At 70.2% G+C, this 13,640-nt stretch carries 14 protein-coding genes; 10 read left to right on the top strand and 4 right to left on the bottom strand.

The window, feature by feature from the left end:
• The first annotated feature begins 3 nt into the window (after nt 1-3).
• From DEI85_RS01725 to DEI85_RS01740, 4 genes are all read left to right on the top strand, one after another.
• Nucleotides 4-1,140: a thiamine pyrophosphate-dependent dehydrogenase E1 component subunit alpha gene (locus tag DEI85_RS01725; RefSeq protein ID WP_111123550.1), complete on the top strand. Its 1,137-nt coding sequence runs from the start codon at nt 4-6 to the stop codon at nt 1,138-1,140.
• Between the two features lie 86 nt (nt 1,141-1,226).
• Nucleotides 1,227-2,186: an alpha-ketoacid dehydrogenase subunit beta gene (locus tag DEI85_RS01730; RefSeq protein ID WP_111123571.1), complete on the top strand. Its 960-nt coding sequence runs from the start codon at nt 1,227-1,229 to the stop codon at nt 2,184-2,186.
• 41 nt (nt 2,187-2,227) lie between these two features.
• Nucleotides 2,228-3,832, top strand: a complete 1,605-nt coding sequence (locus DEI85_RS01735; RefSeq protein WP_111123549.1) for a dihydrolipoamide acetyltransferase family protein — start codon at nt 2,228-2,230, stop codon at nt 3,830-3,832.
• Between the two features lie 92 nt (nt 3,833-3,924).
• A complete protein-coding gene (locus DEI85_RS01740) occupies nt 3,925-4,506 on the top strand; it encodes a GNAT family N-acetyltransferase (protein WP_111123548.1) in 582 nt (193 codons plus the stop codon).
• A 4-nt stretch (nt 4,507-4,510) separates the two neighbouring features.
• On the opposite strand, the gene DEI85_RS01745 is transcribed toward DEI85_RS01740, so the two are convergent.
• Both DEI85_RS01745 and DEI85_RS01750 read right to left on the bottom strand, forming a co-directional pair.
• The gene (locus DEI85_RS01745; protein ID WP_111123547.1) at nt 4,511-5,149 is read right to left on the bottom strand and encodes an ABC transporter ATP-binding protein; all 639 of its coding nucleotides are present in this window, start codon (nt 5,147-5,149) and stop codon (nt 4,511-4,513) included.
• Nucleotides 5,146-7,173 (bottom strand): bacteriocin-associated integral membrane family protein, encoded by a 2,028-nt coding sequence (locus DEI85_RS01750; RefSeq protein ID WP_111123546.1) that lies wholly within the window; start codon nt 7,171-7,173, stop codon nt 5,146-5,148. Before DEI85_RS01750 ends, DEI85_RS01745 begins: the two co-directional genes overlap by 4 nt.
• Nucleotides 7,174-7,398: 225 nt before the next feature.
• Here DEI85_RS01750 and DEI85_RS01755 point away from each other — a divergent pair, with 225 nt between their 5' ends.
• The gene (locus DEI85_RS01755) at nt 7,399-8,133 is read left to right on the top strand and encodes a GntR family transcriptional regulator (protein ID WP_017886466.1); all 735 of its coding nucleotides are present in this window, start codon (nt 7,399-7,401) and stop codon (nt 8,131-8,133) included.
• A gap of 76 nt (nt 8,134-8,209) precedes the next feature.
• Here the strand turns inward: DEI85_RS01755 and DEI85_RS01760 are convergent, their stop codons facing one another.
• Both DEI85_RS01760 and DEI85_RS01765 read right to left on the bottom strand, forming a co-directional pair.
• Nucleotides 8,210-8,662: a PTS sugar transporter subunit IIA gene (locus tag DEI85_RS01760; protein ID WP_110858670.1), complete on the bottom strand. Its 453-nt coding sequence runs from the start codon at nt 8,660-8,662 to the stop codon at nt 8,210-8,212.
• Complete coding sequence (locus DEI85_RS01765) at nt 8,659-8,895, bottom strand: PTS sugar transporter subunit IIB (protein ID WP_017886464.1); 237 nt, start codon at nt 8,893-8,895, stop codon at nt 8,659-8,661. Before DEI85_RS01765 ends, DEI85_RS01760 begins: the two co-directional genes overlap by 4 nt.
• A 178-nt stretch (nt 8,896-9,073) precedes the next feature.
• Here DEI85_RS01765 and DEI85_RS01770 point away from each other — a divergent pair, with 178 nt between their 5' ends.
• The 5 genes from DEI85_RS01770 to DEI85_RS01790 all read left to right on the top strand — a co-directional run bounded on the left by DEI85_RS01770 (nt 9,074) and on the right by DEI85_RS01790 (nt 13,635).
• Nucleotides 9,074-10,342 (top strand): PTS transporter subunit EIIC, encoded by a 1,269-nt coding sequence (locus tag DEI85_RS01770; protein WP_110858671.1) that lies wholly within the window; start codon nt 9,074-9,076, stop codon nt 10,340-10,342.
• Between the two features lie 128 nt (nt 10,343-10,470).
• Nucleotides 10,471-11,382, top strand: a complete 912-nt coding sequence (locus tag DEI85_RS01775) for a metal ABC transporter solute-binding protein, Zn/Mn family (protein WP_111123545.1) — start codon at nt 10,471-10,473, stop codon at nt 11,380-11,382.
• 47 nt (nt 11,383-11,429) lie between these two features.
• Nucleotides 11,430-12,275 carry a metal ABC transporter ATP-binding protein gene (locus DEI85_RS01780; protein WP_110858928.1) on the top strand — a complete coding sequence of 282 codons (846 nt, stop codon included), beginning with the start codon at nt 11,430-11,432 and terminating at the stop codon, nt 12,273-12,275.
• The gene (locus DEI85_RS01785; protein WP_111123544.1) at nt 12,275-13,213 is read left to right on the top strand and encodes a metal ABC transporter permease; all 939 of its coding nucleotides are present in this window, start codon (nt 12,275-12,277) and stop codon (nt 13,211-13,213) included. Before DEI85_RS01780 ends, DEI85_RS01785 begins: the two co-directional genes overlap by 1 nt.
• Nucleotides 13,210-13,635, top strand: a complete 426-nt coding sequence (locus DEI85_RS01790) for a Fur family transcriptional regulator (RefSeq protein WP_027464954.1) — start codon at nt 13,210-13,212, stop codon at nt 13,633-13,635. Before DEI85_RS01785 ends, DEI85_RS01790 begins: the two co-directional genes overlap by 4 nt.
• The last annotated feature ends 5 nt before the right edge of the window (nt 13,636-13,640 follow it).

Consider the following 13,640-nt stretch of genomic DNA (forward strand, 5'->3'; position numbering starts at 1 on the left):
CGCATGTCATTCCGCGCCGCGGCTCCCGCGACGACCACCGTCCGGCTCCTCGACCCCGAGGGTCGGTTCGTGGAGACCGACGAGAACGCCGAGTTCGCCGCCGCCGCGCGGGCGATCCCCGACGAGACCCTGCTGGCGATGCACCGCCGCATGGTGCTGACCCGTCGGTTCGACCACGCCGGCCACAACCTCCAGCGCACCGGCCAGCTCGGCCTGTGGGTGCCCAGCCACGGGCAAGAGGCCGCGCAGACCGGCTCGGCCTTCGCCCTCCGCGCCCAGGACCACGTGTTCCCGTCCTACCGCGAGCACGCCGTCACCATGCACCGCGGCGTCGAGCCGATGGAGATCATCGCGATGTACCGCGGGCAGACCCACGGCGGGTGGGACCCGGACCAGCGCGGCAACACCCACATCTCCACCCTGGTGATCGGCTCGCAGACCCTGCACGCCACCGGGTACGCGCTCGGACAGAAGCTCGACGGCGACATCGGCACGGGCGACCCGGACCGCGACGCCTGCTCGATCGTCTACTTCGGCGACGGCGCCACCAGCCAGGGCGACGTGAACGAGGCCTTCGTGTTCTCCGCGTCGACCAAGGCCCCGGTCGTCTTCTTCCTGCAGAACAACCACTGGGCCATCTCGGTGCCGGTGTCGGTGCAGTCCCCGACGCCGCTCGTCGACCGCCCGCGCGGCTTCGGGATCCCGAGTGTCCTGATCGACGGCAACGACATCCTCGCGTCCTACACGGCGTCGGTCGTCGCGACCGAGCACGCCCGCAGCGGACAGGGCCCGGCCTTCATCGAGGCCGACACCTACCGCATCGGTGCACACACCAGCTCGGACGACCCGAGCCGGTACCGCGCCGACGGCGAGCTCGAGGAATGGGTCCTCCGCGACCCGATCGTCCGGTCCGAGGCGTACCTGCGCTCGAAGGGTGCGACGGACGAGCAGTTCGCCGCGTTCGACGAAGAGGGCGAGGACATCGCCGCCGACGTCCGACGCCGCACCGTCGCCCTGACCGCACCGTCCGTCGACGTCATGTTCGACAACGTGTACCGCGAACCGCACCCGCGGATCGCCGAGCAGAAGGCCTGGCTCGCCCAGTACGAGGCCGGCTTCGAAGGGGGCGCCCACGCATGAGCACCACCGAGCAGCTCTTCGACTACACGCTGCGCTCCCACCCGGGCGCCGGCGAGGTCCCGAGCGACCCCACCCCGACCCTGCCGATGGCCAAGGCCCTCAACGCCGGGCTCGCCGCGGCCATGGAAGCGGACGACAAGGTCCTGCTGATGGGCGAGGACATCGGCCAGCTGGGCGGCGTCTTCCGCATCACCGAGGGCCTGCAGGACCGCTTCGGCGCCGAGCGCGTGCGGGACACCCCGCTCGCCGAGGCCGGCATCATCGGCACCGCGATCGGCCTCGCCCTGCGCGGCTACCGCCCGGTCGTCGAGATCCAGTTCGACGGCTTCGTGTGGCCCGGCTTCGACCAGATCACCTCGCAGCTCGCGAAGATGGCGAACCGCCTGCCGGCACACATGTCGCTGCCCGTCGTCATCCGCATCCCCTACGGCGGCCACATCGGCGCCGTGGAGCACCACCAGGAGTCCCCGGAGACGTACTTCGCGCACACCCCGGGCCTGCGGGTCGTCAGCCCGAGCACGCCGAACGACGCCTACTGGATGATCCAGGAAGCCATCGCGTCGAAGGACCCGGTGATCTTCCTCGAGCCGAAGTCCCGCTACTGGCCCAAGGGCCAGGTGGACCTCGTCGACGGCCACGTCCCGATGCACACCACCCGCGTCGCCCGCACCGGCACCGAGGTCACGCTCGTCGGGCACGGTGCCATGGTCGCCACCCTGATGCAGGCGGCGGACATCGCCGAGGCCGAGGGCACCAGCTGCGAGGTCATCGACCTCCGCTCGATCTCGCCGATCGACTGGGAGCCGCTGCTCGCCTCCGTCCGCAAGACCGGTCGCCTGGTCATCGCACAAGAGGCATCCGGCTTCGTCAGTGTCGGCAGCGAGATCGCCGCGACCGTCGCCGAGCGGGCGTTCTACACGATGCAGGCACCGCCGCTGCGGGTGTCCGGCTTCGACGTGCCGTTCCCGGTCTCGAAGCTCGAGCACCTGCACCTGCCGGATGCCGACCGCATCCTCGAGGCCGTCGACCGCGCCCTCGCCTACTGACCCGTCCGACCGAGCTCGACCAGATCCGCGAAGGAGCCGTAGTGGCCGCCGCCGAATTCCCCCTGCCCGACGTGGGTGAAGGTCTCACCGAGGCCGAGATCGTGCAGTGGCGCGTCGCGATCGGGGACGAGATCGCCGTCGACCAGGTGCTCGTCGAGATCGAGACCGCGAAGTCGCTCGTCGAGCTGCCGTCGCCGTTCGCCGGCACCGTCACCGGCCTGCTCGTGTCCGAGGGTGACACGGTCGAGGTCGGCAAGCCGATCATCCGCGTCGACTCGGACGCCACGGTCGCGTCCGGAGCGGCCCTCACGCCCCCTGCGGAACAGTCGGGAGGCGCGGTGCCCGTCGCCGAGACCGCCCCGGTCTCGCCCGTGGTCGCGTCCACCCCGCCGGCACCCGCAGCACCGTCGGCCCCGGTCGCGCAGACCCCTCCCGCTCCCGCGGCGGTGCCTGCACGTGCCGCTGCCCCCGCACCGGTTGCGCCTGCTCCGGCTGCTGCCGCCGCGCCGGCGGCGCCGGTCCAGCCGGTCGCGGTCGACGCCTCCGTCCAGGGCACGGACGAGTCCTCCGGCGCCGTCCTCGTCGGCTACGGCTCGGCGACCTCGTCGCCCTCCCGTCGCAAGCCGGGCGCCCGCCGGGCCGCAGCGCTCGCGGCCGAGGCGAGCCGCGCCTCCAGTCTGGACACCGCCGCGGCTGCTGAAGCCTCCGTCGACCCGGGCGAGGAGAGCACCGCCGAGGCGATCAGCGCCCTCGGCACGGGCTCCGCGCACAAACAGAGCACCGCGACCAACGTGCTGGCGAAGCCGCCGATCCGGAAGCTCGCGAAGGACCTCGGCGTCGAACTGACCGAGATCGTCGCGACCGGTCTGGCCGGCGAGGTCACCCGTGACGACGTCATCCGGCACGCGAAGCAAGCCAGCGTCTTCCGGAACATCGAGACGCCCGAGTGGGGCGAGGTCCGCAGCGAGACGATCCCGGTCAAGGGCGTCCGCAAGGCCATCGCCACCGCGATGACGACATCCGCGTTCACGGCACCCCACGTGTCGCTGTTCGTCGACGTCGACGCGACCCACACGATGGAGTTCGTCAAGCGGCTCAAGGCCTCGCCGACGTTCGCCGGCGTCAAGGTCTCGCCGCTGCTCATCGTCGCGAAGGCCGTCATCTGGGCCGTCCGCCGGAACCGTTCGGTGAACTCGACCTGGACCGACCGCGAGATCATCGTCCACCACTTCGTGAACCTCGGCATCGCCGCGGCGACCCCGCGTGGGCTCATCGTGCCGAACATCAAGGACGCGCAGGACATGTCGCTGCTCGAGCTGGCACAGGCGCTCGAGGAGCTCACCCTGACCGCCCGCGACGGCAAGACCACGCCGAAGCAGATGGCGAACGGGACGGTGTCGATCACGAACATCGGTGTGTTCGGCATGGACACCGGGACCCCGATCCTCAACCCGGGCGAGGTCGCGATCGTCGCGATGGGCACGATCAAGCCGAAGCCGTGGGTCGTCGACGGCGAGGTCCGCTCACGCATGGTGACGACCATCGGTGCGTCGTTCGACCACCGGGTCGTCGACGGTGACGTGGCGTCCCGCTTCGTGCACGACGTCGCCTCAGTGCTCGAGGAGCCCGCGCTCCTGCTCGACTAGCGCCGTCCGGCCTGCTGCCGGTCTCCTGCGGGCTTCCGCAAACGTCGCGTGGTGTTCACACGGATGTCGGGGGTCGGCGGCATGATCGGTGCATGGTCCACCAGCTCCTGACCCCCTCGCAGGAGATCCGAACGGATCGCCTCCTGCTCACCCCGCTGACCCCTGCCGACATCGACGACGTGCACGCGCTCTTCTCGGACGCCCGCACGTGGCAGCACCTGCCCACCGGCCGGCACGTGGCGCGGAGCTCGAGCGTGGACATGGTGCAGCGCAAGATCGGCGGTCGTGCACGCCACGGCCTCGGGTCCTGGGCGGTCCGCAGCGCCTCCGACCACGCCTTCGTCGGTGTGGGCGGGGTCGACATGACCGCCGGTGGGGTCTGGAACCTCGGGTACCGCCTGTCGCCGACCGTCTGGGGGCAGGGCTTCGCGTCCGAGATCGCCCTCGCTGCCGCCCGTGCCGCCGCCGACACCGCTCCGGACGTCCCGGTGACCGGCCGCGTGCTCACGAACAACCCCGCTTCTGCAGCCGTGCTGCGTCGTGCCGGGCTGTCGCTGGTGTGGCAGGGGGCTCCCGCCCCGCAGAACCGAGCGGCCGCCGGGGTCGAGGGGCAGGTCTGGACCGATCGGCTGCTCTCCGACGAGCAGTTCGCCTGGCTCGTCGCCAACGCCTGACCCGTCAGCCAGCGGGTCCGCTGAGCCTGATGCTCCGTGCGGCGCGCGCTTCGACCGACGACGAATGTGTCGCGATCAGGACGGCCGCTCCGTCAGCCGCCAGCTCGCCCAGCAGGTCGAGCACCATCGCCGCGTTGTCCTCGTCGAGGGCACTCGTCGGTTCATCGGCGAGGATGACCGACGGACGCTTCACCAGGAGTCGCGCCATCGCGACCCGTTGCTGCTCGCCGCCGCTGAGTTCGTGGACCCGGTCGGTTCCGCGTCCGGCCAGACCGACACGGTCCAGGGCCTCGCCCGTCCGGAGGCCTCGGTGTCTCCGCCGTCCGTCTGGCAGGCGAACCACGTCGAGGTTCGACTGGACCGTCATGTCCGGCACCAATCCGAAGTCCTGGAACAGGTACCCGAGGTGGCGCCGCCGGATCAGTCGAGCCCGTCGCCCGTTCGAACCCGCTGACTCTCCGTTGATCCGGATCGTGCCGAGGTCGAGCGCATCGATGTGCCCGATGCAGTCGAGCAGCGTCGACTTCCCGCAGCCGCTCGGCCCGACCAAGCCGACGATCTCTCCCCCCGCCACCTCGAACGACAGGTCGTGCCACAGCGCGCGGCCTCCGCGACGCTTCGATGCGTTCCGTACCTCGATCATCGTGATCCGCTCCCTCGGTTGCGTGCAGTGCTCCGCGCCGTGACGGCCATGACGACGAGGCTCGTGGCGCTCACCGCCGCGAGCGCCACGAGTGCGATCGCCCCGGCGACTCCGGCTGACTGCGCCACCGGGTCGAGCGCCGATCTGAGCCCGCTCCCGTCCGGGCGTTGCGACCACCAGGTGTTGACGACGGCGATGGCGGAGATCGAGACCAGACCGGCTTCGATCGTCAGCAGGCCAGCATCGGTGCGGACGGGCGAGACGCCACTGGTGAACTTCGCGAACAGCGCACGGCCGTGACGGCGTCGGTGCGCGAGCGTGGCGACCATCCCGAGCATGACGCTGACTGCGAGGGTGCTGACCAGGGTGCCCGTCCCGACCGCCACGGTCGTCGCTGCGTGCCGTGCCTGTTCCGCCGCAGACTGACCCACCGCGACGACCGCGCTGAACTCGGTGCGGATGCCCGACGCGCCGATCGACCGCTCGGCGGCAGCACGGGACGTGAAGACGACGTCTCCGGTCGACAACCACGATCCGAGTTCATCGGCCGAGAAGACGTCGACCGGCGTGGGGACGACCACGATCACGGCGTCGTCGAGCCACGCGCGCGACGACGCGTCGTCCGGGTACGAGTAGACCTGCTGGCGGGCCAGCGTGCCACCGGTGACGTGCTCGAGGAGGGCGTCGGGTGCATCCCGCAACTGCCAGTCGGTCAGACCCTCGACGAGCCGATCGCGGGAGAGCTCACTGTCGGCAGGCATCCACACGGCGATTTCCGCGCCGTCGGTGGTGATGCGGGCCCCGTCCGCGGAACGGACGTCCTGCAGATCGAGGTAGCCCTGGTCGACGACGAGCGCAGGAACCGTCGACTTCCCTCGGCCGCTCGACACCTCGACCGCGGCGGCGAGGAACGCATCACGCCGCGCGAGCGCCCCACCGGCGAAATCGCCGATGCGGTCCCAGTAGGCCTGCTCCTCGACCGGGCGGGGATCCGGGGTGACCCACAGCTGGACGGTGTCACCGGCCGCCCGAAGATCCCGTTCTGCCGTTCCCTGTCGTGCGGTGGTCACTGCCCCGGTCAGTTCGAAGACGGCCGCGACGAGCAACAGGAGCGCGGGCACCCGTGCGATCTGTGCGACGAGCAGGAGCGCGCCCGCTGGTCGAGCGCCCCGCAGTGCGGCGGCCAACGGCTGTCGACACGCGACCACCGTGCCGATCGTGTGCGCGACGACGACCGGTGCGAGCAGCCCCACGCAGAACACGGAGATCGCGGCGGCGAGGGTCGCCGCCGAAGTGAGCCCGTTGTAGAACCAGAGCCCGGTGGCTGCGACGGGTACCCCGATGACGGTGACGAGCATGGCGGTCCGGAGCTCAGCCAGCTCCTGGATCACGATGGCGGCTGTGGAGTCTCCGTGCAGTCGGCGGACTGCGCTGCGGCGAGGGGCCCCGACGGTCGTCATCAGGCAGAGCGCCACGCATCCCGAGACCAGTGCTCCGACCAGGGCCAGGGTCTGATCCAAGCCGTCGGTGACGCCGATGCGTTGCAGGAGCGGCACGCGCTCCTCGCTGACCTCGTACCCGGCGTCTGCCAGTGCGCTCACGACGGCTCGCCGCGCATCGTCGTCCCCGAAGACCGAGTACGAGCCGGTCGGGTCGAACTGGTCGAGTTCCGACATCGGACGGACGGTGGTGACCATCGATCTCGTGAAGTCCTCGTACCCGTCGAGGAGCCAGCCGGCTCCGCGGCTCGAGGGAGCGTCGGTGACGAGCGCCACGCGGCGCGTCGTCGGAGCTTCACGGTCCGCCACCACCCGGGCGATCGTCGCGTGCTCGGCCTCGGCGACCTGCTCGAGTGCGATCGCGACCCGCTGGTTCGATCTGGTCTCAGCGCCGGCGGCAGCGGTCACCACGGACGAGGCGCCCACGATGCCGGCTTCGCTGACCTGCGCCAGGCCGATGAAGCCCAGAACGGAGGCCAGGAGGGGCGGCACGAAGTAGGCGAGCGTCACCGATCGGATGTTCATGGTCCCCCTTGCGGCGAGCGGGAGCGGGCGGTCGCTCGAGACCGCCCGAGGCTCGACCGATCGTGGCAGCGGCGCACCACTGATGTCAAGAATGTGAAATGCATGCGCCATGGCGACCGCGACGACCGACGTTGGTCTTCCCGGCCTGACTCGCTACTGTGATGGGAACTGGTCATGTCCGCGCATGACCACCGCCCAGGACCAGCAACGGAGCACGAGGGACGCATGACGAGCCGCATCACCGAGGGTGCCGAACCGAAGCACCAGCAGTTGCGGCGCATCCTGCTCGACCTCGTCACCACACGGCTGGCTCCCGGCGCCGCGATCCCGTCCGAACGCCAGCTCATCGCCGAGTACGGCGTCTCCCGGATCACCGTGCGTGAAGCGCTCGGGCAGCTCGTCAACGAGGGGTACCTCGAGCGCGTCCGCGGCAAGGGCACCTTCGTCGCGCACCGGCCGGTGCAGTCGACGCTGCACCTCGCCTCGTTCACCGAGGAGATGCGGGCGATGGGGCACGAGCCGACGACCGTGGTGCTCGTGCGCGAGGAACGCGTGCCGCCGGCCGACACCGCCGCGGCCCTGCGGATCGATCCGGACGTGCCGGCCTTCCACGTGAAGCGCCTGCGGATGGCCGACGGCGCCCCGGTCTCGATCGACGACGCCTGGCTCGTGGCCGACGCGTTCCCGGGCCTGCTCGACCACGACCTTTCCGGGTCGGTGTACTCGATCATCGCCACGGAGTACGGCACCCCGATCGACCGCGCGCAGCAGACCGTCGCGGCGAACCCGGCGGCCGACGACGTCGCGACGTTGCTCGGGACGAAGACCGGAGCGCCGGTGCTCGAGTTCGACCGGGTGTCGTACGCGGGGGAGCGCCCCGTGGAGCACACCCGGAGCTGGTACCGCTCGGACCGCTACCGGGTGCAGATGGAGGTCACCGCGACCCCCGCGGTCGCGTAGTCCGCCCAGCAACGCGAAAGCGACTGTGTGCTGCGGGTGTTCCGCAGCACACAGTCGCTCTGGCGAGGAAGACCCCTCAGACCTCGAAGAGGGTGTCGCCGTCGAGCACCGTGGTGCCCACCGTCCCCTGGTCGACGCTGTCCGGCGTCGAACCGAGCACGACGACCGGGCAGATCGGCGAGTACCCGGCTGCCGAGATCACCGAGGGGGTGAACCGGACGACGGGGTCACCGGCGGTGACGGTGTCGCCCTCGGTCGCGAGGAGCTCGAAGCCCTCGCCGGAGAGCTTCACGGTGTCGATGCCGACGTGCACCAAGATGTCCGTGCCCGCGGTGCCCTGCAGCGCGAACGCGTGCGGGTGCAGCTTCACGATGGTGCCGTCGACCGGGGCCACCGCGGTGACCGCGCCCTCGACGCCCGTCGGGTCGACCGCGACGCCGGCACCGACGAGCTGCCCGGCGAACACCGGGTCGGGCACGTCGGCGAGGGCGACGACCGGGCCGCCGAACGGGGTGCGGACGACGGTCACAGTTCGTCCTGGATGTCCTGCGCGAGGTTGTCGGCGACCGTGCCGACGATGACCTGCCAGCCGGTGCCACCACCGACGACGGCCTGGGCCCCGGCGGCCTGCAGGGCAGCCTTGTCGACCAGGTCCCCGTCCTCGACCTCGACGCGGAGGCGCGTGATGCAGCCCTCGACCTCTTCGATGTTCTCGGCACCGCCGAGTGCGGCGATGATGTCGGCTGCCTTGATGTCGGCCATCGTTTCCTCCTCGTTAAGGGTTTGCGTCGCAGGTTGACACCGGACCGCTCGCGGATCAGACTACGGAACTGGTCATGACCGGACAGGACCGGACCTGGCGACACCGCCGAGGTTACCTGCGCTGGCTGCACGACTCAACTCACCCCGACAGCTCCACCCAATGACGAGAGGACCTCCGATGAGCGCCACCACTGCCACGGATGTGCCGGAGAAGAAGCCGAAGAAGAAGCAGTCCAGGTTCTTCGCGAACGCCCAGCGACTCGGACGGAGCCTGCTCCTGCCGATCGCGGTCATGCCTGCCGCGGGCATCCTGCTCCGCCTCGGCCAGTCCGACATGCTCGGTGCGATCCCCGGCTTCGAGCAGGGCGCGACCATCATCGCGGCCGCCGGACAGGCCGTGTTCACATGGCTTCCGCTGCTCTTCGCGGTCGGCATCGCGATCGGCTGGGCCAAGAAGTCCGACGGCACGACCGCGCTCGCGGCCGTCGTCGGCTACATGGTCATGTACCAGGTGTTCGCCGCCATGTCGCCGATCGTGCTCGACGGGGTGAAGGACGCCGCCGGCAACCCTGCCACCATCAACTTCGGTGTCCTCGGCGGCATCGTGATGGGTCTCGTCTCCGCCGTGCTGTGGGAGAAGTTCCACCGCACGAAGATGCCCGACTTCCTCGGGTTCTTCTCGGGTCGCCGTCTGGTGCCGATCATGACCGCAGCCGCCGGTCTCGTGATCGCGGTCCTGATGTCCTTCGTGTACCGCTACTTCGACATCGCGCTCACCGCAGCCGGTCAGGCCGTCGCGGACAACGCCGTCATCGGTGGTGGCATCTTCGGGTTCGCGAACCGCATGCTCATCCCCGTCGGCCTGCACCAGCTGCTCAACTTCTTCCCGTGGTTCCAGCTCGGCAGCTTCACCGGCGCGGACGGCCTCGCCGTGCACGGCGACGTGAACCGGTTCCTCGCTGGCGACCCGACGGCCGGCACGTTCATGACCGGCTTCTTCCCGATCATGATGTTCGCGCTGCCCGCCGGTGCCCTGGCGATCTGGCGCAACGCGAAGCCGCAGAACCGCAAGCTCGTCGGCGGCATCATGCTCTCCGCCGCCCTCACCTCATTCGTGACCGGCATCACCGAGCCGCTCGAGTACTCGTTCATGTTCGTGGCGTTCCCGCTGTACGTCATCCACGCGGTGCTCACGGGCACCTCGCTCGCCCTGGTGAACGCCCTCGGGATCCACGACGGATTCTCGTTCTCGGCCGGTGCGATCGACTACGTGCTGAACTTCGGCAAGGCGGACGGGGCGATCTGGCTCATCCCGATCGGCCTCGGCTACGCGGTCGTCTACTACTTCCTGTTCAGTTTCGTGATCAAGAAGTGGAACCTCCGCACCCCCGGGCGTGAAGAGGACACGATCGCCGAGAACACGATCGACGCGGCCACCAAGCCGTAGACGCGAGCGTCGTTCGAACGGGAGGCCCGGTGCCAGCTGGCACCGGGCCTCCCGTCCGTCTCCCGGTCGCGCTGAGAGCGCTCATAGCGGTTTTGACAATCGTTATCAGTAGGCGTTAGCGTCGTGCCATGCACAACCGCCTCCTCGCCCTCCCGCTCGTCGCCGGCGCCGCCGCGCTCGCCCTGACCGGGTGCGCCACCTCGTCCGCCTCGGGGGAGGCCAGCGGTGACGGCACGATCAACGTCGTCGCCTCCACCAACGTCTACGGCTCGATCGTGAAGACCATCGGTGGCGACGCCGTCACCGTGACGAGCATCCTGAGCGACCCGTCGCAGGACCCGCACTCGTTCGAGTCGAGCGCCCGCACGCAGCTCTCCGTTTCCAAGGCCGACCTGCTCATCGAGAACGGTGGCGGGTACGACGACTTCATGACGACGCTCGCGAACGCCTCGGACACCAAGGCCGACACGATCAACGTCGTGAAGCTCTCCGGCCTCGACGAGGGCGGGAACGCCGAGTTCAACGAGCACGTCTTCTACAGCTACCCGACGATGGTGAAGCTGGTCGAGGCGGTCACGAAGGACCTCGGCGCGCTCGACGAGAGCGGCAAGGACGCCTTCGAGAAGAACGCCGCCACGCTCACCACCAAGCTCGAGGACCTCGAGTCCCAGACCGACGCCGTCAAGAAGCAGGACTCCGGCGACAAGGTGGCGTACACCGAGCCGGTGCCCGGGTACCTGTTCGACGCGATGGGGCTCGAGAACGAGACCCCGCCGGACTTCTCCGAGGCCATCGAGGAAGGCGACGACGTCCCGCCGGCGGCCCTCCGCGACACCCTCGCGCTGTTCACCGGCAAGCGCGTGCAGCTGCTCGCCTACAACAACCAGGCGTCGAGCCCCGAGACCGAACAGGTCCAGAAGGCGGCCGAGCAGAACGACGTCCCCGTCGTCGGTGTCACGGAGACGCTCCCCAAGGGGCAGGATTACGTCTCGTGGCAGCAGGCGAACATCGACGCGGTGAAGGCAGCGCTCCAGAAGTGACGACCTCGACCGCAGCAGCGGCGACCCACGGCCCGGCGACCACCACGGTGGACGACCGGGCTGCGGCTCGTCCCGTCCTCGCGCTCCGCGATGCCGGGTTGTCCTACGGCGCCCGGAAGCTCTGGGCAGGCCTCGACCTCGACCTCGCGCCGGGGGAGTTCGTCGCGGTCCTCGGCCCGAACGGCGCCGGCAAGACCTCACTGCTCCGTACCGTCCTCGGGCAGCAGCGGCTGACGAGCGGCACGATGTCGTTCCTCGGGCAGCCGGTGCACCGCGGCCACCGGAAGATCGGCTACATCCCGCAGCAGCGTCTGATGGAGGCGGGGACGCCCCTGCGCGCGCGGGACATGATCGCCCAGGGCGTGACCGGGCACCGGTGGGGCATCCGACGCGCGTCGAAGTCGGACCGGATGCGCATCGACCGGGTCCTCGACGAGGTCGGCGCCACCGCCTTCGCGGACGCCCCCGTCGCCGAGCTCTCCGGCGGCGAGCAGCAGCGCACCCGCGTCGGGCAGGCCATCGCCGCCGACCCCGCCCTGCTGCTGTGCGACGAACCCCTCATCTCGCTCGACCTGCGGCACCAGCGCGGGATCACCGAGCTCATCGACCGCGAGCGCCGGCAGCGCGAGGCCGCCGTGCTCTTCGTGACGCACGACGTGAACCCGATCCTCGACGTCGTCGACCGGGTGCTCTACATCGCCGGGGGTCGGTTCCGGATCGGTTCACCGGACGAGGTCCTGCGAGCCGACGTCCTGAGCGACCTGTACGGCACGCCCGTCGACGTCGTCCGCACCATGGGGCGCATCGTCATCGTCGGGGCGAACGAGGCCCACGAGCACCACCCGGGCGAGGTCGACCCGCACGCCGACCAGCCGGACGAGGGGCGGATCTGATGGACGTGCTGTCGACCGTCTTCTCGTTCCAGGACTACGGCCAGCTCCTCGCGCTGGTGCAGAACTCGATCTGGGCCGGCGCGGTGCTCGGCATCGTCGGCGGGCTCATCGGCCCGTTCGTCGTCGCCCGGAACATGCCGTTCGCCGTGCACGGCATCTCGGAGCTCTCGTTCGCCGGGGCCAGTGCCTCGCTGCTGCTCGGGGTGAACGTCGTCTCCGGCTCACTCGTCGGGTCGGTGATCGCCGCCCTGCTCATCGGCGTCCTCGGGTCGCGTGCCCGGGAACGCAACTCGATCATCGCCGTCCTCATGCCGTTCGGACTCGGGCTCGGCATCCTCTGCCTGGCGCTCTACAAGGGCCGGGCCGCCAACAAGTTCGGGTTGCTCACCGGGCAGATCGTCTCGGTCGACAACCCGCAGCTGACCTTCCTGATCGTGGTCGCCGCGATCGTCGTGGCGACGCTGCTCGTCATCTGGCGCCCGCTGATGTTCGCCTCGGTCGACCCCGACGTCGCTGCGGCGGCGGGGATCCCGGTGCGCACCCTCGCGATCGTGTTCATGCTCGTGCTCGGACTGGCCACCGCCGTGTCGGTGCAGATCGTCGGTGCGTTGCTCGTGCTGTCCCTGCTCGTCACCCCGGCGGCGGCCGCCCTGCGCCTCAGCTCGCACCCGGTCGTCGTGCCGGTGCTGTCGACGGTGTTCGCGGTGACGTCGGTCGTCGGTGGCATCCTGCTCGCACTGGGTGGCGGCCTGCCGATCAGCCCGTACGTGACGACGATCTCGTTCGCGATCTGGGTGGTCTGCCGGATCATCGGGTCGCGACGCGACAGGCGGGGACGCAACCGCGTCGCCGGCCGGAACCAGCGTGGCGGGGGCGAGCCGGGCCTCCAGGCAGGGACGACGTCGACAGCCGGTCGGAAGGAAGAGGTGTCAGCATGAACGCCGTGCAGAAGACCAAGCGGAACACGTGGCAGCGCGAAGCGGTGCGCGGTGCCCTCGACTCCACCGAGGGGTTCGTCAGTGCGCAGGCGCTGCACCAGCACCTGCGGGACGAGGGCTCGACCATCGGTCTGGCCACGGTCTACCGGGCGCTCGCCGACCTGGCCACCGAGGGCGACGCCGACTCGTTGCAGCAGGACGGCGAATCGCTGTACCGGGCGTGCACGACGGACGCGCACCACCACCACCTGATCTGCCGGAACTGCGGCCGGACCGTCGAGATCGAGGCGGACCCGGTGGAGCAGTGGGCGCAGGACGTCGCCGCCGCCAACGGGTTCACCAACGCCAGCCACGTCGTCGACATCTTCGGCGAGTGCGCCGTCTGCACGGCAGCCCGCGCGACCGCCGCCACCGACGAGTAACCTGC

It is taken from the genome of Curtobacterium sp. MCBD17_026 (assembly GCF_003234895.2).
Taxonomy (GTDB): domain Bacteria; phylum Actinomycetota; class Actinomycetes; order Actinomycetales; family Microbacteriaceae; genus Curtobacterium; species Curtobacterium flaccumfaciens.

Bases quoted from the DNA above. Each gene is read 5' to 3' on its own strand.
- DEI85_RS01770 (WP_110858671.1), top strand. From the start codon at position 9,074: ATGAGCGCCACCACTGCCACGGATGTGCCGGAGAAGAAGCCGAAGAAG.
- DEI85_RS01745 (WP_111123547.1), bottom strand. From the start codon at position 5,149: ATGATCGAGGTACGGAACGCATCGAAGCGTCGCGGAGGCCGCGCGCTG.
- DEI85_RS01750 (WP_111123546.1), bottom strand. From the start codon at position 7,173: ATGAACATCCGATCGGTGACGCTCGCCTACTTCGTGCCGCCCCTCCTG.
- DEI85_RS01775 (WP_111123545.1), top strand. From the start codon at position 10,471: ATGCACAACCGCCTCCTCGCCCTCCCGCTCGTCGCCGGCGCCGCCGCG.
- DEI85_RS01785 (WP_111123544.1), top strand. From the start codon at position 12,275: ATGGACGTGCTGTCGACCGTCTTCTCGTTCCAGGACTACGGCCAGCTC.
- DEI85_RS01725 (WP_111123550.1), top strand. From the start codon at position 4: ATGTCATTCCGCGCCGCGGCTCCCGCGACGACCACCGTCCGGCTCCTC.
- DEI85_RS01730 (WP_111123571.1), top strand. From the start codon at position 1,227: ATGGCCAAGGCCCTCAACGCCGGGCTCGCCGCGGCCATGGAAGCGGAC.
- DEI85_RS01755 (WP_017886466.1), top strand. From the start codon at position 7,399: ATGACGAGCCGCATCACCGAGGGTGCCGAACCGAAGCACCAGCAGTTG.
- DEI85_RS01765 (WP_017886464.1), bottom strand. From the start codon at position 8,895: ATGGCCGACATCAAGGCAGCCGACATCATCGCCGCACTCGGCGGTGCC.
- DEI85_RS01790 (WP_027464954.1), top strand. From the start codon at position 13,210: ATGAACGCCGTGCAGAAGACCAAGCGGAACACGTGGCAGCGCGAAGCG.
- DEI85_RS01740 (WP_111123548.1), top strand. From the start codon at position 3,925: ATGGTCCACCAGCTCCTGACCCCCTCGCAGGAGATCCGAACGGATCGC.